Genomic DNA, 21,937 nt, shown 5'->3' on the forward strand with positions numbered 1-21,937 from the left:
TCCGCATGTGGACCTGTTTAACGACTTTGTACTATTTTAATATGCTCTATAATATCTTCAAACGGAATGTCCTCGAGACCTGTATACTCTTGAACAATTTTCCCCTCTTGATTCAGTAAATAAAAAGACGTACCATGAATAACTTGATCCTCACCTTTTGGCTTTACTGCTAATGTCCCAAAGCCTGTCTTCGCAAATTGAATAATCTCATCTTGTTGATATCCCGTTAAGAAGTGCCAATTTGAATAATCTACATCGAATTGATCAGCATACTTTTTTAACACATCTGGCTTATCTACTTCTGGATCAACGGAAAAAGAAACGAATTCAACATCCTTTATCCCCTCATCCTTAAGCATCTTCTGCAGCTTGACCATATTCGATGTCATCGGGAAACAAACCGTCTCACACGATGTAAAAATAAAATCAGCCACCCATACTTTCCCTTTTAAATCACTTTTCTCTAGTTTCTTTCCTTCTTGAGTTGTAAAACTGAAATCCTCAATATCTCGATCCTGTTCATTTGGTATTTCATTAGAGCTACAGGCTGATAACGTTAACAAAACTATGCCCAGCATAATAAATAGTTGCTGTCTCCTCATCTTTTCCCCGCCCTTTCAGCTTATCTAATCAATCCCAATAATACATAATGGCTAATGCACCTTCCCCAGCATGGGTACTAATGACCGGAGTTGTGTCATCCATCGTAATAGTCTGAAGTCCAGTCAATTCCATAATTACTTTTCCAATTTTATCGCCCAGCTCTCTATTATTTGCGTGGGCAATCCCAATTCCTGTTAGTTTCTTTCCTTCCATATCTTGTTTAAATTGATTCACGACGTACTTAACAATTTGTGAGTGACTTCTTGCCTTTGAAACAGGATGAAGTACACCGTCTTCTAAAATAGCAATCGGTTTAATATTTAACAAAGAACCAATTAAGCCTGTCATCTTGCCAATTCGTCCGCCCTTAATTAAGTTTTCGAGCGTATCAACAATAATCGTTAATCTCGTATTATTGCGAATCGTCTCCAAACGTTCGATAATCTCCGCTACTGATTTACCCTCTTTAGCCATTTTTGCTGCTTCAATTACCTGAAAACTTAACGCTTTTGAAATAAATTTCGAATCAATAACCGTTACCTTCGCATCTGTCATGCTTACAGCACTTTCCGCTGAGCGTACAGTCCCACTCATACCGCCAGTCATATGAATCGAAATAATTTCACTCCCATCTGCTCCTAATTCATCATATATTTGAGCAAATGTACCAACAGCTGGCTGAGAACTCTTTGGTAAATCTTTTGATTTTCTCATTCGGGCTAGAAATTCATTGGATCCTATCTCCACCTTATCTAAAAACGTTTCTCCATCAATAGAAATGGATAGCGGAACCATTGTAATCTCATACTTCTCTAATTCTTCTAATGTCATATCTGTTGTTGAATCTGTTACTATTTTTACTTTTTTCATTAAAACACATCCTAGTTCACATTTCTGTCTAGACCATTCAAATCAATCACTAGCATGTAGATCCTATCTATTAAGCTTATTCATTTTTTATGATAACGATTACAAAATACGTGTAAAGACTGTCCATCCTCAGTTATAAAAGAACCTTTGCTTAAGCTCTTCTAAACCACTGACTGTGAATAGACAGTCCTTATTTAAGCATTATTAATCAAATCTTCAGCGAAAAGCTTGCGATAAACCGGCCACTTTAGAACGGTTGCTAAATACTGTTTGAAGGAATATATTACTATACTTTCATTCTTCTTAAAAACTTGCTCTGTGAAAACCTTTAACCTGATATGTACCATAAAAATAATTAGGATCATCAGGCAATAAAACTAGTATATCCGTAACCATCACCTTATGTCCAAGATAATTTTTGAACGCTAAGGATTTAAGCAACAAACTATCAATCCTCTTTTTTATTCGATTGTCTTCATTATACACAAAATAAATAAAAGGATGAAATATTGTGTATCTAAATATAGAAGCAATCAATTTAGCACTTCTAAATCCATACACCCCAAGATACTAAGAATGTCAGAAGATTGATTAGAGCAGTCTCCTCGCTTATGTAGTAAGGTCCGATTGGTGAAATACAGCGAAAGCTTACCTTTGGGATTTTCAAAGGTAAGCTTTCACCAATCAGATTCGTACGGTCACTTGATTGAAGCGAAGCAAAAATCTTAATGACCGTAGAACGTGACTAACCATCAGTGGGGATGAAGAAAAACCCTCACTAATGGAAGTTTCACGTTATTGCACATCTTCTCCTTGACTATATTCTGCTTCAGCCGCTGCTTCCCTTTTTTGACGCCGCTTAAAGACAATTTTAGATAGCGATATACTAATTTCATATAGAAGTAACAACGGTACAATCACAACGAAGTCGGACATAAAATCTGGAGGAGTTATACAAACAGCAATGACCACGAGAACAAAATAAGCATATTTTCTAATTTTATGAAGCACATAAGGATTTAAAATTCCGATAGAAGTTAAAAACATAATGACAACAGGGAGCTCAAATAATACAGCAAAAGGAATAGTCATGTGAAAGACAAACTTAAAATACTTCTCAGCCGTGAAGTTCGTTAAAAACATGTCTCCACCTAAATCAAGTAAGAACTGATAAATCATCGGAAAAATAATAAAGTATCCGAAGGCAAGTCCCGCCACAAATAATATAAATAAAGCTGGTATGTAAGCTAATGTTGCCTTTATTTCATGCGGTCGTAAAGCTGGTTTAACAAAGAGCCATATTTGCAATGCTAGAATTGGAATCGTCGCTGCTACAGCAATCACTGATGCGAGCATGAAGTAAATCCAAATAATCTCACTCGGTCCTAACACCATTAAGGTAACATCTAATCCCTTGACAAACCACTTATAAACATCTTCAACAAATATAAAGCCAATAATAAAAAAAAGAAAAAAACTAACGACAACAATAATTAATCGTTTTCGCAACTCATCAAGATGTTCAATGACATTGAGTTCTTTATCTTCCAACATCCATCACGCCTTTTTTTGAAAAATCCAATAATGTTTCGTCAACAAAAAGGCGCAAGACAACTCTATCTTACGCCTTCACCCATCTGTTTATTTAGTCGTTTTCTTCTCGTGATCTTCGAAGTCGTCACTCGTTAATTCGCGCGTTGATTTTTTAAATTCCCGTAACGTTTGTCCAAACGCACGCCCAATTTCAGGAAGCTTCTTAGGACCAAAAACTATTAACGCTAACAGTATGATTAAAATTAAACCAGGTACTCCAATATTCGGCATGGATACATCCCCTTTAATGTTGACATCAACTTATAGCTATTATAATACTTTTTAGTTTTAAAGAAAAGCAATCTCCATTTCCATTTAAAAATGATAACTATTCAAAATAACTTGTATTAAATCTATTTTTCAGCCCATTTCATATGAATGATAATCATATGAAATGGGCTAAAAACCGTTTAATAAATACTAGTTAACCGCTTCTAAATTAAAAGGTGGAATAAGTTGCTATCTTTATTCACTTCCACAAATGTAAAGCCTTTTTTATTCATACGATCAATCAATCCAGCATAGTCGTTTTTATATTTTAATTCGATACCAACTAATGCCGGGCCGCTTTCTTTATTATTCTTCTTCGTATATTCAAAACGGCTAATATCATCGTTTGGTCCTAATACTTCATCTAGAAACTCTCTTAAAGCTCCAGCACGTTGTGGGAAGTTAACGATGAAGTAATATAACAATCCTTCATATAACAATGATTTCTCTTTAATTTCCTGCATTCTGCCGATATCATTATTTCCACCGCTAATCATACAAACGACTGTTTTCCCTTTAATTTGATCTTTATATAAATCGAGCGCTGCTACAGAAATCGCTCCGGCCGGCTCAGCAACAATCGCATGCTCGTTATATAAATCAAGAATGGTCGTACAAATTTTTCCTTCTGGTACAGGAATAATGTCTTCTAAATTCTCATGACAAATTTCATATGTCTTTTGCCCAACACATTTCACAGCGGCTCCATCAACAAACGTATCAATCGTCTCGAGCTCTGTAACCTCTCCCTTTTCGAAGGAATATTTCATAGAAGCGGCTCCTAATGGCTCAACTCCGATACATTTCGTCTCTGGAGAAACAGCTTTGAAATAGGTGGATAAACCAGCCATTAATCCGCCGCCGCCAATTGCAGCAAACACATAATCAATTTTCTCATCACAGTCATTAAGAATTTCCACGGCCGCTGTCCCTTGTCCTGCAATCACCAGTTCATCATCAAATGGGTGGATAAAAGTCCGCCCCTCATCCTTCGCACAAATCATCGCATTAGCAAAAGAGTCATCAAACGTATCTCCAACTAACACAATTTCAATATTATCTCTCCCAAATAATTGAACTTGATCAACTTTTTGTCTCGGAGTAGTAGCAGGCATAAAGATTTTTCCATTGATGCCTAAATGGTTACATGCAAACGCTACACCTTGTGCGTGATTCCCAGCACTTGCACATACGACTCCATTTTGCGTTTCTTCCTTTGTTAATGTACTCATCTTATAGTAAGCCCCGCGTAATTTGAAGGAACGTACATGCTGTAGGTCTTCTCTTTTTAAATACACATTACAATTATATTTCTCAGATAACCGTGCATTTTTTTGCAAAGGAGTGTGAGCAACAATTTCTTTCAAATCTCGATAAGCAATTAGAATATCTTCCAATTGAATTCCCCTTTTCATAGATGCTGTCTGACTCATAACAATTCCTCATATCCTTTCCCTTTTTATAATCCAATATTTAATCTAATAATTATAACACTTTCACTAGAGGATGTAACTGACTTTTCAAAAAATTCTTTATTCAACAATTAGATTAAACCTCTATCTACCATGAGATAACAGACAATCAATAGCATCCTATAATATAATTTAATAAAACTGATGATAGAACGACAATCATCAGTTTTATTCTAGTTTTATTTTCTTTCTAGTACAACAAATCGATGAGCGTATACATTTTTCTCGTCAACGATTCCTGGTGTAGAGGAACGTGTAGTCCATTCATTTTCATCTAAATTCGGAAAATACGTATCCCCTTCAAAGCTCGCCTCAATTTCGGTAATATATATTCGATCGGTAACAGGTAGAATCTCTTTAAAAATCTCCGCTCCACCAATAACAAAAACCTCTTGCTCACTTTGATCAGCATATCGCTTAATCTCATCGATCGTATGCAATATCGTACAATCCGAATTCGTATAAGATTGGTTACGTGTAACAATAATATTTTCACGACCAGGCAGCACCCGGCCGATTGATTCAAACGTTTTACGCCCCATAATAATCGGCTTTCCCATCGTCACTTTTTTAAAATATTGAAGATCAGCCGGCAAATACCATGGCAATTGATTATCCTTTCCAATGACCCGATTTTGATCCATCGCAACAATTAATGAAATCATACGCTTACTTCTCCTTTAATATGTGGGTGTGCTTCATAATTCATTAATTCAAAATCTTCATAGACGAAATCAAAAATATCTCGAACATTTGGGTTAATCTTCATTGTTGGCAACGCCTTCGGTTCACGTGTCAATTGCAGTTTCACTTGTTCTAAATGGTTATTATAAATATGTACATCACCCATTGTATGAACAAATTCACCCGGTTCCAAATCACATACTTGTGCAATCATCATTGTCAGCAATGCGTAAGAGGCAATATTGAAAGGTACACCTAGGAAAACATCCGCTGAACGCTGATACAACTGACAAGATAACTTGCCATTTGCAACATAAAACTGAAAGAATGTATGACAAGGCGGCAAAGCCATCTGGTCTAATTCCCCAACATTCCAAGCACTTACAATTAATCTTCTTGAATTTGGATTCGTTTTAATTTGCTCAATCACCTCACGAATCTGATCGATTTGTCGACCATCAGCCGTTCCCCACGAACGCCATTGATGCCCATAAATCGGTCCGAGATTTCCCTCTTCATCGGCCCATTCATTCCAAATACGAACATTATTTTCTTTCAAATATTTAATATTCGTATCCCCTTTAAGGAACCACAGCAATTCATGAATAATTGCACGTAAGCTTAACTTTTTAGTTGTCAGTACCGGAAATCCTTCTTGCAAATTAAAACGCATTTGATAGCCAAACGCACTAATCGTTCCTGTCCCTGTCCGATCACCCTTTGCCGTTCCATTTTCTAATACATGCTTACACAAATCCAAATATTGCTTCATCGTAAACCACCTTTATTAAATTCATCTTATCTATTTTATCGCAGATTAACGGGTAGTAAAAGTAAAACACAAAAAGGCAAAGAAGAAGCGACGGAAGGATAAGCGTAGCAATTATTCGCATAGACCAAAGTCGTCCAACTAACGATTAGCACGAGATAGAAAAAAGCATCTTCAATTTAATTTTTTAACATAGCTAATATGCTATATAAGCTACTTATTACATCAAGGAACAATAGCCATTCTTATGTCGACTTAATAAGTCGAAGCTATATAATCAAAGTTTCAACTCTAAAAGAAAACTAATCTAATTGCTTAATATACATATAAGTTTGTGGAGCTAACCCTTCTAAACGATGACGTTGCTCCGAATTCACATAATACATAGCAAACGCTTCAGCAAAGTATTCCTCTGGATAATCATTGAAATACGTTTGATTCGGAAATAGTGTCCCTACTTCTTTTTTCCAAATACCTAAAAATTCAATATCATCTCTAATACCATTATAGACAATTTTATCAATGGAATGCGCTAACTCATGAAGCTCTAGATTCACGGATCCATGTCCATTTCCTTGATCGCTTGCTCCAATCTTGACAAACACCGTATGTGAACCGCCCATTCCTGGTACATCATCCCACGTTGTCTCTGCATTCTTATATCCTCTTGGTTGAACTCCTTTTAAATAGGCTGCACTAGGGTTCTCCGTTAATCGGCCATTAAACAATTTCACTTTCACTTCTTTATCTACCAATTTATCCAACATCGAGGAGGGTAAGCTATAAATCGATTTAACAATCGAGAGAGCCTCTCCTGTATCAAATGAACCTTCCGGAAATAAAAATAACTGCTGCAAATTCTGATGATTTGTGAAGATTTTCTCTTGCTTTAAAGGGTTCTTTTTCGATAATTCATCCCAGCTCACCCCGTCTTCCTTAGCCTGAGATAATGTATAAAAAGAAAACAATCCAATACATACCATAATTAGCATAATCCAATATTTAAATCGCATAGACTATACTCCTTCCCCACTATGTATAATAGATTACAAAAAACAAATTATTATTCTATTATAACATAATGAGAATCATAGCTTATGAAACTAAATTTTGGAAATCACTTTCAATAGAATGACGCACATTTCTTCTATTCTATACATATATTGAATATAGGTGATCCATTATGAGACGTTACGGCAGACGACCAATAACACAAGAAGAACGAGAACTGGTTGAGGAAATTTTTAATATTTATTCTTTACAAATTTTTTTATTATTCGACCTTTGCTTGTTCACTCTTTTTCTAGGTATTTTATTATTTCCTCTTGTTCCATCACTTTGGCTTCTATTCCTTATTCTTTTCCTCTTTTTTATAACTTTTTTTCTTCTTTTAAAACGCCTCGATTATTTCGACAAAAAAAGCTGACCTAGTCGTCAGCTTTTTACATTACGAATGAGTATATTTTTGTTTTTTTCGAAAATGAATAAGAATTGTTCCAGCAAAAATCAGGAAAATAATCACAAAGAACACCACGTGGGAAATGTGAATATTGAATACCGTTAAAAACATTTTAAAAGCAATGAAAGCAATCAATACATAAGCAGCAGATTCAAGCTCAGGAATGCGATCAATAAGCTTTAAGAACACACTTGCCACACCTCGCATCATCAATACACCAAGCATGCCGCCAATTAACAGCACCCACACTTTATCACTCACACCGAAGGCCGCAATGACACTATCAACAGAGAAGGCGATATCCATTAATTCAACTACCACAACCGTTCCCCATAATGGACCAAATAGGCGAATAAGGATACCATTTTGATTTAAACCTTGTTCTTCCACTTCATCCGACTCTCTTCTTTTATCGCGGAAATATTTATACGATAACCAACCTAAGTAAGCCGCTCCTAGTACTTTCACCCACCACAATTTAATTAAGAATACACCGATACCAATCGCAAAGAACCGGAAGAGATATGCACCAAGCAATCCATAAAATAAAGCTTTTCTTCGTTGTTTTTCCGGCAAATGACGCACCATCACGGCTAATACTAACGCATTATCCGCAGACAACAATCCTTCCATTAACACTAATGTACCAATTAATCCCCAACTAACAGGATCCGTTAAAACCTGCACCCACATGTGCCCATCAAAGAATAAAGCATAAGTGCTCATGATGTTATGAAACAATTCCGACATGTTAAACGCTCCTTTTACTCTAAACAAAAAGAAACCTTCACCAGAGAATATTGTATTCGTTCACTGATGAATAGTTAGATTAAGCAAGTATTTATTCGATAGGCTGTATTACTAACATTGTTGATTGCCCGACTCGTGAAGAACTTTTAAAAAAGCTGAAAGGCGTGCAAAACGACAGTTTCACACGCACAATCAATAATCTCCATTAACATAACCATTTCTTATATTATTCTATACCAGTATATCACTTTTCACATTTATATACACTAAAATAATCAAGATACTACCTTGGCACTCCCCCATTTAGGCGGTGTATTCGTATCCCAATAAATAGACCCTAATTCGTAGTGCGTCATAAATGAATCATGATATGTATGATAATGAAAATTAAACCAATACCCCTCTAATGGGATACGATCTTGGCGAACATGAAAACGAATAAGGTCTTCTCCACTTTCTGTATTCAAAATATGAAAAATCTTTTCGCTTCTGCCACCACTCGGATTTTTACTAATCGTTAATTGCTGCAATTGTTCATCAGGGAACTGATTAGCGATTTCAACAATTGCTTCTTCTATTTTCGGTAAAATCACCGCTTGAAATTCATCGTTAATTTTTGGTTGAATCTTTTCTCCAAATTTTTGATAAGTATTTGCTTCTGCCTTCTCTATCAATTCAGCGATACGCTGCTCTCTATTAAAGCTATCTTCTTCTATATCAGCAATCGGTATATACGGTATTTCCTTCTCTTCAAGTGCTCCATCTTTAATCGTATTCGCTTCTGCTAGCCATGTTAAATTCGATGGAGTCACAAGACCAAATGTTAATATAGAAATTAAAACGACAAGACTTTTACGAAGCCATTTTGTTGCTGCCAACAAAATCCCCCTTTCCTTAACACTGTCTATCTTTCTTCCTTTCATTATACTCTTAAAAATAGCTGATGACGAATAAATAGTAGCGAAAATTACTGCATTAACCATATTATGTAACTATTTCGATATGTTAAAAAGCGTACCAAACCACGATTCCACATAAAGTAAGCAAAAAAATCAAAAGCGTTCTATAACAAAGGCAACTATTCAAACACAAACATATAAATTAAAGGAATTGAATGGTTCGTATCGAATTAAACTATGTAGAGGATACTTTTCATAAGGAGGAGAAAGAAATGGAATGGAGTTTCTTAGCAGTCATCCTTTGTATTCTAACATTAGGTTACTTTATTTATTTAACACTTGCCGATTAAATAAACACTACGCGACCTGTGCCCTCTATTCATAAAGCATAGGTTGTTTCATTTCGCTTATGATAAGTGCTAACTTCTCCCCAAAAACAAATGATATACTAGCTGAAGATGAATTGTATGAGAGGAGAAAGTAAGAAATGGATTTCGTTCATATTATAGCTGAAGAAAAGATTAAACAAGCCATGAATGATGGAGAATTCAATCATTTACCTGGAAAGGGAAAACCTCTTGTCATAGAAGATTTATCAGCTATCCCTCAAGACCTTCGAATGGCATATAGTCTATTAAAAAATGCTAAGATGCTGGAAGATGAGCAAAATTATCGAAAAGAATTAATGCAAATAGAAGATCTAATCGCTTGCTGTCATGACCCGGAAGAAAAGCTAGTTCTACAACAAAAGCTCAATCAAAAACTCCTGCAATTTAACCGGGTCCTGCAAAAACGAAACACTACAAATAGCAATGCTTTTAAAAAATATGATACAAAAATTCAAATGCGCATAAGAAAAAATTAATTTTTTATTTAAATAAAAGCCTGGTACCTCATTCATCACTCTAAGGTCTCAGGCTCTTGATTCACTTGGAGAAAACCATAATGAAATTTCGCTGTTTTCCGCTTTAATACTTGAAAACCAAATTGCTCAAATCGTAAACTGCGAAAGTGATCTTTCAGTACGACTCGGTTCCGAGCAACACGCTTCGCTTCTTCTATAATGGCTTCTGTTAAAGAATGTGTCATCGCAAAATGTGTAAGTGTTCGAATACCATCTGATTCAAGAATGCTTTCTTCAAACATTGGGTCAAAATATACCACATCAAAGCTATTATCGGCCATTTGCTTAAGTGCTTCAAAATGATGCATGCACTTTACTTCTACTCGGCGCATCGCTTGAATAATTGAATTCTCACCGTCTTCCCATGTGTGTAACCCATGAGCCACAAGAAAAGCAAGAAAACGATTATCCTCTAATGCCACAACTCGACCGCCATCTCCTACAGCAAAACTCGCGACAATTGCATCGGCTCCAAGACCGAGCGTACAATCTAACACCGTACTGCCAGTTGTAATGTTCCCCGCTACAAGATAAGGGTCCCTTTCTCCTTGTAAAAGCCTTTTAATACGAATCATCGCTACATTAGGATGAAAAAAGAAGGGAGCTTGCTCTCCAAAACGATGTAATTCAATACATTTTTTTCCATATACGATACAATCTGCTCCATTTTCGGCTTCTTGTACCGCTTTCACAGAACGCTTACGACGCGCGACATACGGAATATCGAGTTCACGTCCTACTTGCTGAGCAAGTTCAATGGAATGCTTGTCTGTTCTTCCTGCTGTAGTAATAAACATATAGATAGCTCCTATTTCTACTTAAAAAATGCCTTGTTGCATATACAAGGCATTTTTTAAAACACTTATTTTACATTATCAAATGCAATCAGCAAATTATCTTTAATAGCTTCTAATGAGTTGCCTTCAATATCATGACGTGGAATAAAGTGAACGACTTCTTTCCCTTTTAATATAGCCATTGATGGAGATGAAGGTTCAATTCCAACGAAGTATTCACGCATTTTAGCTGTTGCTTCTTTATCTTGACCAGCAAATACCGTCACGATGTGATCTGGTTTGTTGCTAGTCTCTGCAACTGCTTCAGTAGCTGCTGGACGAGCTAAGCCAGCTGCACAGCCGCATACAGAATTTACAACAACAAGTGTTGTTCCTTCTACCGATTCCATAAAGTTTTCAACTTCTTCTGCTGTTTGTAATTGTTGAAAACCTGCTTGCACTAATTCTTGACGCATTGGCATGACCATCTGTCTCATGTATTCCTCATATGCCATTGACATACTAACATTCCTCCTCAAAAAACAACAATGATAATTATAAGGATACTATACTTTATGAAGATTATGCAAAAATCACGCTTACCAAAGAAAAACAGCGGCAGAAACGCTAAGTTTCCGCCGCCGTTTCATTGCTGCAGACGTATTAGATTTTCATTACTCCGCCTGTGCTAGCATTCGTAACAAGTTTAGAATAACGCGCTAAATAACCTGTTTTTATTTTTGTTTCAAAACCTTTCCAGTTCGCTTTACGTTTTTCAAATTCTTCATCCGAAATCTCTAATGTGATTGTACGTTTTTCTAAATCTAACTCAATGATATCGCCATCTTCAACAAATGCGATTGGGCCGCCTTCTGCTGCTTCTGGAGAAATATGACCGATACTGATTCCGCGTGATGCACCTGAGAAACGTCCATCTGTAATTAAGCCAACTTTCGCTCCAAGACCCATTCCTGCAATTTGCGAAGTAGGTGCCAACATTTCCGGCATACCTGGTCCACCTTTTGGACCTTCATAGCGAATAACAACAACATGTCCCTCTTTAATCTGACCTTTCGCAATGCCTCGCAATGCATCATCTTGTGAATCAAAGCAAATAGCAGGGCCTCTGTGGTAGCCGCCTACTGATTTATCAACAGCCCCTACTTTAATAATAGAGCCGTTCGGTGCAAGGTTACCGAATAATACAGCAAGGCCTCCACGCTCTGAATGTGGATTATCTAATGGACGAATAACATCCTTGTTCAAAATTTCACAGCCTGCTACATTTTCACGAAGTGTTTTTCCTGTTACTGTAATACGATCACCATTGAAAGCACCTGGCTTTTTCAATAGTTCGTTAATGATTGCACTTACGCCGCCAGCATTGTGCACATCTTCAATATGGTAATCTGAAGCTGGGGCAATTTTCGCAAGATGCGGTACACGATTTGCTATTTCGTTAATGCGCTCAATTGGGTATTCGAATCCAGCTTCATGAGCTAGTGCCAATGTATGAAGAACCGTATTCGTCGATCCGCCCATTGCCATATCTAAAGCAAACGCATTGTCAATTGCATCGATTGTTACGATATCGCGAGGTTTAATATCTAATTTAATTAATTCCATTAATTGCTTAGCAGATTTTTTAACAAACTCTTTACGGTCTTCTGATACAGCTAAGATTGTACCGTTACCTGGAAGAGCAAGTCCTAAACCTTCAGCTAAACAGTTCATGGAGTTCGCTGTAAACATTCCTGAACAAGAACCGCATGTTGGGCAACCGTATTGTTCAAGCTCCAATAAAGCGTCATCGTCGATTTTACCGACTTGATGAGCACCTACTCCTTCAAAAACAGAAGATAAGGAAAGCGGTTTCCCATTTTTATCTTTACCAGCTTTCATCGGCCCGCCACTAACAAACATCGTTGGGATATTCACACGAAGAGCACCCATCATCATACCTGGTGTAATTTTGTCACAGTTTGGAATACAAACCATTCCGTCAAACCAGTGCGCAGAAACAACCGTTTCAAGAGAATCTGCGATAATTTCACGACTTGGCAGTGAATAACGCATTCCAATATGCCCCATTGCAATTCCGTCATCTACACCAATTGTATTAAATTCGAATGGTACTCCGCCCGCTTCGCGAATGGCTTCTTTTACAATTTTACCAAATTCCTGTAAATGCACATGTCCAGGAACAATATCAATATAAGAGTTACAAACCGCAATAAACGGTTTACCGAAATCTTCTTCTTTAACGCCGGCTGCACGCAATAAACTGCGGTGTGGAGCACGGTCGAAACCTTTTTTAATCATGTCACTTCTCATTTTTGGTTTAGACATTTGATGTGATACCCCCAATTTAAACTAAAATGTTTGATTACTTAGTGTAGTTCAACCATTCACTATTCTCTAAAAATTCTAACATATTTGAAGACAAATGCAACCGTTGTACTCTTAAAAAGTGCTTTACCGAAAAATAAATGATTAAAAAACGAGACTTATCGGCCCTAATAGCGAAAGTCGAAATCTTTTCTTACGCTTTAATCCTTTAGAAAAGTTAAACTTCTAAAAAAAAATAAAAAAGTAACCGCGAAGGCTACTTTTTTATTTTTCCTTTATCATGAGATTTTCATTAAACTTATCTCTCATCCGCTTGTCTTGCTTCCGTCATTTGCTTCCAAACAGAACCTTTTGCTGCTTCTCCATTTTCAATGCGGTCAATCGCCATCTTTACTTGTAGTGCGACTTCAAACTCTGGATCTTTTTCTGCTTGTTTTAAAGCAGGCAGCACAGACTCGTCTCCTACTTCATACAGAAACATTGCTGCTCTCCATCTGACAAGCTTATTTTTATCGGCTAATGCTTGCGCCATTTCCCCCATCGCTTCTTCAAATCCTAAATCAGACAGACAATCACCAGCTGTTCTTCTAACAGCTGCACTAGAATCCTTCAACGCTTTATACAAGCTTGGTAAAACTTTTGGATCCTCAATCATTCCTAAATACACAACAGCTAGACGACGAATAGACACTTTGTTATCCTCTAATGCTTTTTCGAGTAGAGGAATATCCTCCACAGTCGGATCTTCCATTTGCTCTAATGCTTGATAGCGTTTTTCCCAATTTTCATCATCAAGCATATCTGCGGTAAGTTTGATTTTAGGTCGCTTAACGATTGGATCTTTTTTATCCTGTGCCTCCTGTGCAGCTGCGACTAATTGATTGACTCGTTCCTCTGGATAAGCAGCGACAAGCTCATCCGCTACCTCTTTTCCGATTTCCTCCATATCCCCATATCGTACTCCGTAATCTTTCCATTTACGAAGCATCACAACATTGTCATCTTCTTTTTGAGCAGCCGCTACCGCTTTAACAAAATAATCAGGCAGAGCAAATCGTTTCTCACTATTTCCATCACTCATTTTGATTTGCATTGGAATGCCTTTAAATTGTTGAATCATGACCGTCACTTCACCGAAATGTTCAAGCATCGCTGTTTGCTGCGACTGTTCAGCTGTTTCCTCACCAAACACTTGGCGAATTTGCACTAATATATCTTTCCAATCATATTTGGCATTTCGCTCTACAGCTAAAAAGTCCGCTACATGATACACGCCTTTCACACCGTCAATTTTAAACAGCTCTTGAATAAGTGCCGGCGCTTGATCCGCCCCATCTTTTTTATAATTGTTGCTTTTACCCGCTGGCAGTTCTTCTGTTAAATTAATTTTCATTGTATTTGGACTTGGTGTAGGTTCAATTGATTTAATTTGCATCATTTAATCTCCTTCATTCACACATTGTTCGCTCCATCGATTTTATCATATTCAACGGATAATCTCATGCAATCCGGACCGAACGAAAAGAAGGCTGGTTGGAAGTTTACTCTCCAACCAGCCTCACTCTTATTCCTCTTCTAGCTTCTCTGCTAAATATGTCCATCTTTCCATCATATATTCTAACTTTTCATTTAGTTCACGTTCTTCTTCTACGAGCACATTAATCTTTCCGAAATCACTTCCGGCTGCTGTCATTTCCTCGGTAATCTCTGCTAGTCGTTGTTCGGCCTGCTCCATCTTGCCCTCAATCTCTTCCCATTCCTTCGTTTCAGCATACGTTAATTTCTTCTTTTTCTTTTCAGTACGCTTTTGGACAGGAGGTGCCTCAACTGCCTTTTCCACGACCGCTTCTTCTGTTTTTTCTTCTAAAAACTCTGAATAGCTGCCGTAATACAATTGGATATCTGCTTTTTTCTTAAACACAAACAATTGCTGACACGTTTTATCTAAGAAATAGCGATCATGCGAAACAGTAATGACAACGCCTGCAAATGTTTCTAAATAATCTTCAAGCACCGTTAATGTTTGCGTATCTAAATCATTGGTCGGTTCATCCAGCAGTAAAACGTTTGGAGCTGACATTAAAATGCTTAATAAATAAAGACGACGTTTCTCTCCGCCTGATAACTTACGAATCGGTGTCCCATGTGTATGCATTGGAAACAAGAAACGCTCAAGCATTTGCGCCGCTGAAATATAGCTGCCATCCTTCAATTGAATTGAATCCGCCGTTTCACGAATATATTCAATCATTCGCATATTTTCATCCATATCGACATTTTCCTGTGTATAATAGCCGATTTTGACTGTTTGACCAACTTCTATTTCACCAGCATCAATTGTTTCGCGACCTGCTAATATATTTAGTAACGTTGATTTACCGCTTCCATTTCTTCCGACAATTCCAATTCGATCTCCTGGTTTAAAAAGAAACGAAAAATTCTCGATAATAGGTTCTGCTTCAAAGGACTTCGAAATCGACTTTAGTTCCAACACCTTTTTTCCAAGCCGTGCTCCACTTAACTCCATTTCTAATTGATCGTTATTACCTTTATGCTTCAAACCGGCCTCCAACGACTCAAATCGTTGAATTCTCGCCTTTTGTTTCGTTGTTCTCGCTTTTGCTCCTGTACGAATCCAGGCTAATTCTTTTTTAAATAAGCTCTCTTTTTTACCGCGCTCAATCGACTCATTTTCTTCACGAATGGCTTTAGCTTCTAAAAAGGCCGCATAATTCCCTTTATATTCAAAAAGGAAACTATTGGAAATCTCCCAAATTTTATTAGAAACATTGTCCAGGAAATAACGATCATGCGTAACGAATAAAACAGCGCGAGGATATTTCACTAAATAATCCTCAAGCCACTTAATACTGTCGTAGTCTAAATGGTTGGTCGGCTCATCCAAAATCAATAAATCCGGTGTCTCAATTAGCGTCTTGGCAAGTGCTACTCGCTTCTTCTGACCACCTGATAATTGTCCTAATGTTTTTGAATAATCCTGCATTCCAAGCTTAGATAAAACCGTTCTAGCATTCGCACTTGTATCCCATGCATTTAGTGCATCCATTTCCTGCTGTTCTTGTAATAAGCGATTTTGAAGAGTTGAATTTTCCGGATCGTTTTGTAACTCAACAAGTGTTTTTTCATATTTTCTAATTAATGAAAAAATCGGAGTATCGCTTGCAAACATATATTCCATCATCGTTAACGATTCATCAAAATTCGGATCTTGCGATAAATAAGAAATGCGATAATCATTTGGATGAGTTTTCTCACCTATATCGCTCTCTTCCTTACCTGCAATAATATTTAATAACGTTGATTTCCCCGTTCCATTAATACCAACAATCCCTATCTTTTCTCCTTCTGAAATCGAAAAAGAAATATCTTTAAAAAGCAGCTTTTCACCTTGTGTTTTTGTTACTTTCTCCATGCTAAACACTTTCATATCGTCTATCCCATTCCCCAATCTATTAGTTATAACCTAGTAAAGGTCTATTGTTCCCTCATTCTTTACGCAAACATCTCTTGATATCTTCTTCCATCTCGAACGGTTTTGTTTGAGGGGCATAACGGCTTACAATCTCTCCGTCTCGATCAATTAAAAATTTCGTAAAATTCCACTTAATCGATTTGGATCCCATCATTCCGGGTGCATGTTTAGTTAAATAGTCAAACAATGGATGAGCCTGTTTTCCATTCACATGTACTTTCTCAAAAATAGGGAAAGTAACTCCATGATTTAATTTGCAATACGTATCAATTTCTAACGAATCTCCAGGCTCTTGACCAAGAAACTGATTGCATGGAAACCCTAAAATGACTAGACCTTCTTCTTTATAACGCTCATACAACTTTTGCAAGTCTCCATATTGAGGAGAAAACCCACATTTACTTGCCGTATTCACAATAACAATAACCTTTCCTGCATATTCCTCAAGCCAAATTTTCTCACCATTGATTTTATTTACTTCGAAATGATAGATAGACACGCTAATCTCTCCCAACTATATAAGTTGATACTACTGATCCATGCCTCTTTTAAAAAACGTTTCCATCCATTGCAGCGATTGAATTAAGTACTCAATCATATCGACTAAGTCATCGATTTGGTCTTCCTTCACCAGCCTATCAAAAGAAATCGTAAAGGTCGAAGAGAAGGACTCCTGCTTTGTATTCATCATGGTAGCCACTGTTGTCCAAGCAATCGATCGTTGTTCACCCCAAATGCCTGCTAAACCCGTTAATATAGATACCGCCTGCTCTTTTGTTAACTGCTCCAGCAAATTCACAAAAACTTCTACGGTTGAACCATTCGAACTTTCGTTACTATACCCTGCTAATAACTCCGAGCTTAAATTTTCAAGAGAAGCTGACAGACGGATACCTCCACTGACCTTCTTATGTATACGCGGTTCCTTTAATTCAAATTCTACCGAATACTGTCGTGACAGTGTAGCCAAATTCATCAAATCATCTCGTTTAATCACAAGAATATCTCCATAGAAGTCCCGGTCATACACCGCTCCCTCCAGTATCACTTTCATATTATCAAATGCCGTTGGGTCAAACAAATACTCATTCACCTCATTTTCATTTACAACAAGCTTATATTCTTCATTTTACCACGTTATAAAACATCAACCTGTATAAGAATTTGCAAAAAACCCTTCCCTATTTTCCAATATTCTATATAATAGAAATATTATTAATTTAATCGTGGGTAAAGGGGGAGAACTATGCCAATCAAAATTCCTGGCCAATTGCCAGCAAAAGAAATATTAGAACAAGAAAACATTTTTGTTATGGACGAACAGCGTGCGATTAGTCAAAATATTCGCCCTTTAAATATATTAATCTTAAATTTAATGCCTGAAAAAGAAAAAACAGAAGTGCAATTACTTCGTTTTTTAGGCAATACACCACTTCAAGTGAATATTTCATTCCTACGTCTTAGCACGCATAATTCTAAAAATACAAGCAAGCTTCACTTAGATCAATTTTATAAACCATTTTCTGAAGTCAAACACAAAAGATACGATGGCTTAATCATTACAGGAGCTCCCGTTGAAAAACTTCCATTTGAAGACGTCAACTACTGGGAAGAGCTAAAAGACATTATGGATTGGTCAAAAGACCATGTCACATCTACTCTACATATTTGTTGGGGTGCTCAAGCCGCATTGTACCATCATTACGGCATTCACAAATACGAATTACCACAAAAATGCTTTGGTGTCTACAAACATGAAGTCCTGTTACCAAACGAAAACCTTGTTCGGGGCTTTGATGATTTCTTTTTGGCTCCGCATTCACGCTATACAGATATTGATTATGCAAAAATCAAAAACCATCCGGAGCTAAAAATTTTAGCTGAATCTGATCAAGCTGGTGTTTTAATTGCTTCTTCCAAGGATGGTAAAAACATTATGATTACAGGTCATTTTGAATATGATGCAACAACACTTGCTGATGAATATCACCGCGATCATGAACGCGGCATTTTTACACAGCTGCCTGAAAATTATTTTCCACAAGATAACCCTGATAACACACCTTTACATCGCTGGAAAAGTCATTGCAGCTTAATATTCTCTAACTGGTTAAATTATTACGTATATCAATTAACTCCATTCGAATGGGATTGAAAAGGAAAGATTAACCAAAAACTCATTCTAGTATAAGAAGTAAGCTAACTAGCATAATTATGTGAAGAATTGACACAGTTATGTCTCAATTCAGCATGTTTTTATGCTAAATTTGCTGCATTCTTAATGATGAAAAGAGCGTAACTCAAAGGTCGAATAGATGCCTTTTGAGTCATGCTCTTTTTGATAATTTCTCATCATCTACAATAAAAAAAGCCGTATATAACGGCCTTATTTAGTGTTTTCTTCATTTCTTTTTTGAATTGCTCGCAAATCTGCAATACGCTGGGGAGACTCTTCAAAATATTCAATAAGATCCCCTACGCGATCAATGGAATCCCAACTAAGGTGATGCTCAATTCCTTCTACATCTTGATAAATATTTTCTTCCTTCACACCTATTAAGCGTAACATTTGCTCTAACAGCTCATGGCGATATACAAGACGTTGGCCAATTTTTCGACCGTTTGCCGTCAAAACAAGCCCTCGATACTTTTCATAAATTAAATATTTTTCTTGATCTAACTTCTGAACCATTTTCGTAACAGAAGATGGGTGAACAGACAAGTTTTCTGCAATATCAGAAACTCTCGCATATCCTTTTTCTTCAATTAATAAGTAAATTTGCTCTATGTAATCCTCCATGCTCGGTGTAGGCATCTAGAATCCTCCCATTCAAACGCATATAAAAAAAATTGTACTATAGATATATTCTTGAGACAAGAATCACGTTGTCCAAACTATTCTAATGATGCCATATTTTATATACACTGTACAGATGCAGGTGGCTATGAACTGCTTTTATCACTAATCCCCCATTTCTCACTCCATTCAAAGAACAAATTCCTCCATTGTACTTTGGAAAACATGAAGCGCTTTCGATGTTTCAGCATTCTTATTTTTTATAATGGAAAAAGGTCTTTTTATTTTGTGATTTTTAATATAGAGCGCATGTAATAGATTGGTTTCTAACTCACTATTCACTGCCCATCGAGATAATAAAGCAATTCCGAGTCCCGCTTTGACTGCTTCTTTTACTCCTTGATTACTGCTAAAAATAAAAGAACGTTTAATGGTTAAATTCAAATCATCAATCAATTTATCCATATATGTTCGCGTTCCTGAACCTTGTTCTCTTAAAATCCACACTTGATCTTGGAGCAAATCCTTTTCGATTAAATTTTTTTGAGAGAAAGGGTTTGGGTTTGGTACAACAACAATCATCTCATCTTCCATAAAAGGTTCAATTATTAAATCATCAAACTGCGCTTCTCCTTCAATTAAACCTATATCCAATTCGTTCATCTGCACTCCATGAGTCACTTCATCGGTATTAGAAATAATTGTTTCAATATTGACAAGCGGATATTGAGCCGCGTACTTCGCTAATACCTTCGGGAGAATATACTCTCCGATTGTGAAACTAGCCCCTACTCGTAATTTCCCCGTTACAATATGCTGTAAATCATGAATTTCATGCTTTGCTTCTTCATAATGTACTAAAATCTGCTTAGCATGTTTATATAAAATGACTCCCGCTTCTGTAAGGCTTACTTGCTTAGGTGAACGATGAATCAACTTAGCCCCTAGTTCATTTTCTAAATTTTTAATATGCAAACTAACATTGGGCTGCGAAATATGCAATTGCTCTGCTGCACGAGTAAAGTTTTTTTGTTCAATGACCGTTACAAACACCTTCATCACATCTACAATCATATGTAAACTCCTATCCAGTCACTTCAATCATTAGTTTTTTTTATACTTACTATATTATATATATATTTAACTAATGAAAGAAAGCACTTTATAGTTTAGATAAGAAATCGAAAACCGTTATGTTGGAGTGATTAACATGCAGCAGCCGTACACCAAAGAACAGCAGAAAAAGATATTCTTTTTTAAAGGGATCGGATTAACATTCGTTATTGCTCTATCAGCTAAATGTTTAGCATGGCTCCCTTTTTTCAATATGATGGGGCAACTCGTGATAGCGATTTTAATAGGAATGGCGTGGCGAGCTGCGTTCAAAGTACCAGATGTTTTATTAGCGGGTGCAAATTTTTCGAGTAAAAAACTGCTTCGTTTTGGCATTATTTTATTAGGAATGCGGCTTAATTTCGTCGATATGATAGATGAGGGCCCTAACGTTTTGGTCCTTGCTGTTATTAATATGATTCTTACTTTGATTATCGTGTATGGATTGGCTCGACTTTTTAAAATAGATGAAAATTTAGGAATCTTAACAGCCTGCGGAACGGCCATCTGTGGAGCTGCTGCTGTTGTAGCCGTTGCTCCACAACTAAAAGCGAAAGATAATGAAATAGCCATTGCCGCTGCAACAGTAGCAATTTTAGGAACCATTTTTACAATGAGTTACACCGTACTCTATCCTATTATGCATTTAAGCGCACACGGTTATGGTATTTTTTCCGGTACTACTTTACATGAAATTGCGCATGTCATTGCTGCAGCTGAACCTGCAGGAAAGGACGCTATCGATACCGCCATTATTGTGAAATTAACAAGAGTCGCATTGCTCGTTCCAGTAGCTATTGTCATTGGAATATGGATGAATCGTTCAAAAAATAATAAACGATATACAACTTCATGGACACCGATTCCAATTCCATGGTTCATTTTTGGATTTTTAGCTATGAGCGTAATTAATTCTTTAGGCATTATTCCGGCTTATTTAGTTTACTGCATTGTTCTTCTTGCTTATACATTCATCGCAATGGCTATGGCTGGCTTAGGTTTAAATGTTAATATCGTTATTTTAAAAAAATTAGGATTTAAACCGTTTAGTGCAGGATTCGTCGGCTCTATTTTGCTATCAATTTTAGGATATGTGCTGATGCATCTCTTGAATTTAGTTTAAACTTTACAAACAA

Annotated in this window: 25 protein-coding genes; 4 read left to right on the forward strand and 21 right to left on the reverse strand. The window is 36.7% G+C overall.

What is annotated here, in order from left to right; genetic code table 11:
* Positions 1-17: 17 nt before the first annotated feature.
* The 12 genes from D1953_RS00635 to D1953_RS00690 all read right to left on the reverse strand — a co-directional run bounded on the left by D1953_RS00635 (position 18) and on the right by D1953_RS00690 (position 9,348).
* The gene (locus D1953_RS00635; RefSeq protein WP_119115222.1) at positions 18-602 is read right to left on the reverse strand and encodes an SCO family protein; all 585 of its coding nucleotides are present in this window, start codon (positions 600-602) and stop codon (positions 18-20) included.
* 28 nt (positions 603-630) lie between these two features.
* Entirely contained in the window at positions 631-1,473 is an 843-nt protein-coding gene (locus D1953_RS00640; protein ID WP_119115223.1) for a DegV family protein, read from the reverse strand.
* A 194-nt stretch (positions 1,474-1,667) separates the two neighbouring features.
* Positions 1,668-1,820: a DUF2535 family protein gene (locus D1953_RS21605; RefSeq protein WP_245979801.1), complete on the reverse strand. Its 153-nt coding sequence runs from the start codon at positions 1,818-1,820 to the stop codon at positions 1,668-1,670.
* Positions 1,777-1,869, reverse strand: a complete 93-nt coding sequence (locus tag D1953_RS22125; RefSeq protein WP_425454240.1) for a hypothetical protein — start codon at positions 1,867-1,869, stop codon at positions 1,777-1,779. Before D1953_RS22125 ends, D1953_RS21605 begins: the two co-directional genes overlap by 44 nt.
* A gap of 399 nt (positions 1,870-2,268) precedes the next feature.
* Positions 2,269-3,024: a twin-arginine translocase subunit TatC gene (gene tatC / locus D1953_RS00650; protein ID WP_119115615.1), complete on the reverse strand. Its 756-nt coding sequence runs from the start codon at positions 3,022-3,024 to the stop codon at positions 2,269-2,271.
* A gap of 90 nt (positions 3,025-3,114) precedes the next feature.
* Complete coding sequence (locus D1953_RS00655) at positions 3,115-3,297, reverse strand: twin-arginine translocase TatA/TatE family subunit (RefSeq protein ID WP_119115224.1); 183 nt, start codon at positions 3,295-3,297, stop codon at positions 3,115-3,117.
* 203 nt (positions 3,298-3,500) lie between these two features.
* Positions 3,501-4,769: a threonine ammonia-lyase IlvA gene (gene ilvA, locus D1953_RS00660; RefSeq protein WP_119115225.1), complete on the reverse strand. Its 1,269-nt coding sequence runs from the start codon at positions 4,767-4,769 to the stop codon at positions 3,501-3,503.
* Between the two features lie 218 nt (positions 4,770-4,987).
* Complete coding sequence (locus D1953_RS00665) at positions 4,988-5,473, reverse strand: dihydrofolate reductase (protein WP_119115226.1); 486 nt, start codon at positions 5,471-5,473, stop codon at positions 4,988-4,990.
* Positions 5,470-6,264, reverse strand: a complete 795-nt coding sequence (locus D1953_RS00670; protein WP_119115227.1) for a thymidylate synthase — start codon at positions 6,262-6,264, stop codon at positions 5,470-5,472. Before D1953_RS00670 ends, D1953_RS00665 begins: the two co-directional genes overlap by 4 nt.
* 299 nt (positions 6,265-6,563) lie before the next feature.
* Positions 6,564-7,274: an anthrax toxin lethal factor-related metalloendopeptidase gene (locus D1953_RS00675; protein WP_119115228.1), complete on the reverse strand. Its 711-nt coding sequence runs from the start codon at positions 7,272-7,274 to the stop codon at positions 6,564-6,566.
* 434 nt (positions 7,275-7,708) lie between these two features.
* Entirely contained in the window at positions 7,709-8,470 is a 762-nt protein-coding gene (locus D1953_RS00685) for a TerC family protein (protein WP_119115230.1), read from the reverse strand.
* Positions 8,471-8,745: 275 nt separating this feature from the next.
* Positions 8,746-9,348, reverse strand: a complete 603-nt coding sequence (locus D1953_RS00690) for a YpjP family protein (protein ID WP_245979803.1) — start codon at positions 9,346-9,348, stop codon at positions 8,746-8,748.
* Positions 9,349-9,584: 236 nt separating this feature from the next.
* Here D1953_RS00690 and D1953_RS21890 point away from each other — a divergent pair, with 236 nt between their 5' ends.
* Positions 9,585-9,719, forward strand: coding sequence for a hypothetical protein (locus D1953_RS21890; RefSeq protein ID WP_281271513.1), 135 nt, complete (start codon positions 9,585-9,587; stop codon positions 9,717-9,719).
* Positions 9,720-9,856: 137 nt separating this feature from the next.
* Positions 9,857-10,234 (forward strand): DnaJ family domain-containing protein, encoded by a 378-nt coding sequence (locus tag D1953_RS00695; RefSeq protein ID WP_119115232.1) that lies wholly within the window; start codon positions 9,857-9,859, stop codon positions 10,232-10,234.
* Between the two features lie 35 nt (positions 10,235-10,269).
* Here D1953_RS00695 and D1953_RS00700 read toward each other — a convergent pair whose 3' ends face one another.
* The 7 genes from D1953_RS00700 to D1953_RS00730 all read right to left on the reverse strand — a co-directional run bounded on the left by D1953_RS00700 (position 10,270) and on the right by D1953_RS00730 (position 17,972).
* Entirely contained in the window at positions 10,270-11,070 is an 801-nt protein-coding gene (locus D1953_RS00700; RefSeq protein ID WP_119115233.1) for a class I SAM-dependent methyltransferase, read from the reverse strand.
* A gap of 65 nt (positions 11,071-11,135) precedes the next feature.
* Positions 11,136-11,570 carry a BrxA/BrxB family bacilliredoxin gene (locus D1953_RS00705; RefSeq protein ID WP_119115234.1) on the reverse strand — a complete coding sequence of 145 codons (435 nt, stop codon included), beginning with the start codon at positions 11,568-11,570 and terminating at the stop codon, positions 11,136-11,138.
* A 142-nt stretch (positions 11,571-11,712) separates the two neighbouring features.
* Positions 11,713-13,398 (reverse strand): dihydroxy-acid dehydratase, encoded by a 1,686-nt coding sequence (gene ilvD / locus D1953_RS00710; RefSeq protein ID WP_119115235.1) that lies wholly within the window; start codon positions 13,396-13,398, stop codon positions 11,713-11,715.
* Positions 13,399-13,696: 298 nt separating this feature from the next.
* Positions 13,697-14,833: a conserved virulence factor C family protein gene (locus D1953_RS00715; RefSeq protein ID WP_119115236.1), complete on the reverse strand. Its 1,137-nt coding sequence runs from the start codon at positions 14,831-14,833 to the stop codon at positions 13,697-13,699.
* Between the two features lie 129 nt (positions 14,834-14,962).
* Entirely contained in the window at positions 14,963-16,846 is a 1,884-nt protein-coding gene (locus tag D1953_RS00720) for an ABC-F family ATP-binding cassette domain-containing protein (protein ID WP_119115237.1), read from the reverse strand.
* A 58-nt stretch (positions 16,847-16,904) separates the two neighbouring features.
* On the reverse strand, positions 16,905-17,390 hold the full coding sequence (locus D1953_RS00725) for a glutathione peroxidase (protein WP_119115238.1): 486 nt from the start codon (positions 17,388-17,390) through the stop codon (positions 16,905-16,907).
* A gap of 30 nt (positions 17,391-17,420) precedes the next feature.
* Positions 17,421-17,972 (reverse strand): hypothetical protein, encoded by a 552-nt coding sequence (locus tag D1953_RS00730; protein ID WP_119115239.1) that lies wholly within the window; start codon positions 17,970-17,972, stop codon positions 17,421-17,423.
* Between the two features lie 165 nt (positions 17,973-18,137).
* On the opposite strand from D1953_RS00730, the gene metA reads away from it, so the two are divergent.
* A complete protein-coding gene (metA, locus tag D1953_RS00735; protein ID WP_119115240.1) occupies positions 18,138-19,046 on the forward strand; it encodes a homoserine O-acetyltransferase MetA in 909 nt (302 codons plus the stop codon).
* 231 nt (positions 19,047-19,277) lie between these two features.
* Here metA and mntR read toward each other — a convergent pair whose 3' ends face one another.
* Together mntR and D1953_RS00745 are read right to left on the reverse strand one after the other, a co-directional pair.
* Positions 19,278-19,706, reverse strand: a complete 429-nt coding sequence (gene mntR, locus D1953_RS00740) for a transcriptional regulator MntR (RefSeq protein ID WP_119115241.1) — start codon at positions 19,704-19,706, stop codon at positions 19,278-19,280.
* Between the two features lie 171 nt (positions 19,707-19,877).
* Positions 19,878-20,762 carry a LysR family transcriptional regulator gene (locus tag D1953_RS00745; RefSeq protein ID WP_119115242.1) on the reverse strand — a complete coding sequence of 295 codons (885 nt, stop codon included), beginning with the start codon at positions 20,760-20,762 and terminating at the stop codon, positions 19,878-19,880.
* 136 nt (positions 20,763-20,898) lie between these two features.
* On the opposite strand from D1953_RS00745, the gene D1953_RS00750 reads away from it, so the two are divergent.
* Positions 20,899-21,924, forward strand: coding sequence for a YeiH family protein (locus D1953_RS00750; RefSeq protein WP_119115243.1), 1,026 nt, complete (start codon positions 20,899-20,901; stop codon positions 21,922-21,924).
* The last annotated feature ends 13 nt before the right edge of the window (positions 21,925-21,937 follow it).

Origin of the sequence: Peribacillus asahii (assembly GCF_003570725.1) — a bacterium.
Taxonomy (GTDB): Bacteria; Bacillota; Bacilli; order Bacillales; family DSM-1321; genus Peribacillus; species Peribacillus asahii.

What these genes read in the sequence shown, in the direction of transcription:
- D1953_RS00670 (WP_119115227.1), bottom strand. Translation starts at nt 6,264, where the DNA reads ATGAAGCAATATTTGGATTTGTGTAAGCATGTATTAGAAAATGGAACG.
- D1953_RS00745 (WP_119115242.1), bottom strand. Translation starts at nt 20,762, where the DNA reads ATGATTGTAGATGTGATGAAGGTGTTTGTAACGGTCATTGAACAAAAA.
- D1953_RS00685 (WP_119115230.1), bottom strand. Translation starts at nt 8,470, where the DNA reads ATGTCGGAATTGTTTCATAACATCATGAGCACTTATGCTTTATTCTTT.
- D1953_RS00705 (WP_119115234.1), bottom strand. Translation starts at nt 11,570, where the DNA reads ATGTCAATGGCATATGAGGAATACATGAGACAGATGGTCATGCCAATG.
- D1953_RS00675 (WP_119115228.1), bottom strand. Translation starts at nt 7,274, where the DNA reads ATGCGATTTAAATATTGGATTATGCTAATTATGGTATGTATTGGATTG.
- D1953_RS00640 (WP_119115223.1), bottom strand. Translation starts at nt 1,473, where the DNA reads ATGAAAAAAGTAAAAATAGTAACAGATTCAACAACAGATATGACATTA.
- D1953_RS00720 (WP_119115237.1), bottom strand. Translation starts at nt 16,846, where the DNA reads ATGAAAGTGTTTAGCATGGAGAAAGTAACAAAAACACAAGGTGAAAAG.
- D1953_RS00635 (WP_119115222.1), bottom strand. Translation starts at nt 602, where the DNA reads ATGAGGAGACAGCAACTATTTATTATGCTGGGCATAGTTTTGTTAACG.
- D1953_RS00700 (WP_119115233.1), bottom strand. Translation starts at nt 11,070, where the DNA reads ATGTTTATTACTACAGCAGGAAGAACAGACAAGCATTCCATTGAACTT.
- metA (WP_119115240.1), top strand. Translation starts at nt 18,138, where the DNA reads ATGCCAATCAAAATTCCTGGCCAATTGCCAGCAAAAGAAATATTAGAA.
- mntR (WP_119115241.1), bottom strand. Translation starts at nt 19,706, where the DNA reads ATGCCTACACCGAGCATGGAGGATTACATAGAGCAAATTTACTTATTA.
- ilvD (WP_119115235.1), bottom strand. Translation starts at nt 13,398, where the DNA reads ATGTCTAAACCAAAAATGAGAAGTGACATGATTAAAAAAGGTTTCGAC.
- D1953_RS21890 (WP_281271513.1), top strand. Translation starts at nt 9,585, where the DNA reads ATGGTTCGTATCGAATTAAACTATGTAGAGGATACTTTTCATAAGGAG.
- D1953_RS00750 (WP_119115243.1), top strand. Translation starts at nt 20,899, where the DNA reads ATGCAGCAGCCGTACACCAAAGAACAGCAGAAAAAGATATTCTTTTTT.
- D1953_RS00715 (WP_119115236.1), bottom strand. Translation starts at nt 14,833, where the DNA reads ATGCAAATTAAATCAATTGAACCTACACCAAGTCCAAATACAATGAAA.
- D1953_RS00665 (WP_119115226.1), bottom strand. Translation starts at nt 5,473, where the DNA reads ATGATTTCATTAATTGTTGCGATGGATCAAAATCGGGTCATTGGAAAG.
- D1953_RS21605 (WP_245979801.1), bottom strand. Translation starts at nt 1,820, where the DNA reads ATGGTACATATCAGGTTAAAGGTTTTCACAGAGCAAGTTTTTAAGAAG.
- D1953_RS22125 (WP_425454240.1), bottom strand. Translation starts at nt 1,869, where the DNA reads ATGGTTACGGATATACTAGTTTTATTGCCTGATGATCCTAATTATTTT.
- D1953_RS00655 (WP_119115224.1), bottom strand. Translation starts at nt 3,297, where the DNA reads ATGCCGAATATTGGAGTACCTGGTTTAATTTTAATCATACTGTTAGCG.
- ilvA (WP_119115225.1), bottom strand. Translation starts at nt 4,769, where the DNA reads ATGAGTCAGACAGCATCTATGAAAAGGGGAATTCAATTGGAAGATATT.
- D1953_RS00695 (WP_119115232.1), top strand. Translation starts at nt 9,857, where the DNA reads ATGGATTTCGTTCATATTATAGCTGAAGAAAAGATTAAACAAGCCATG.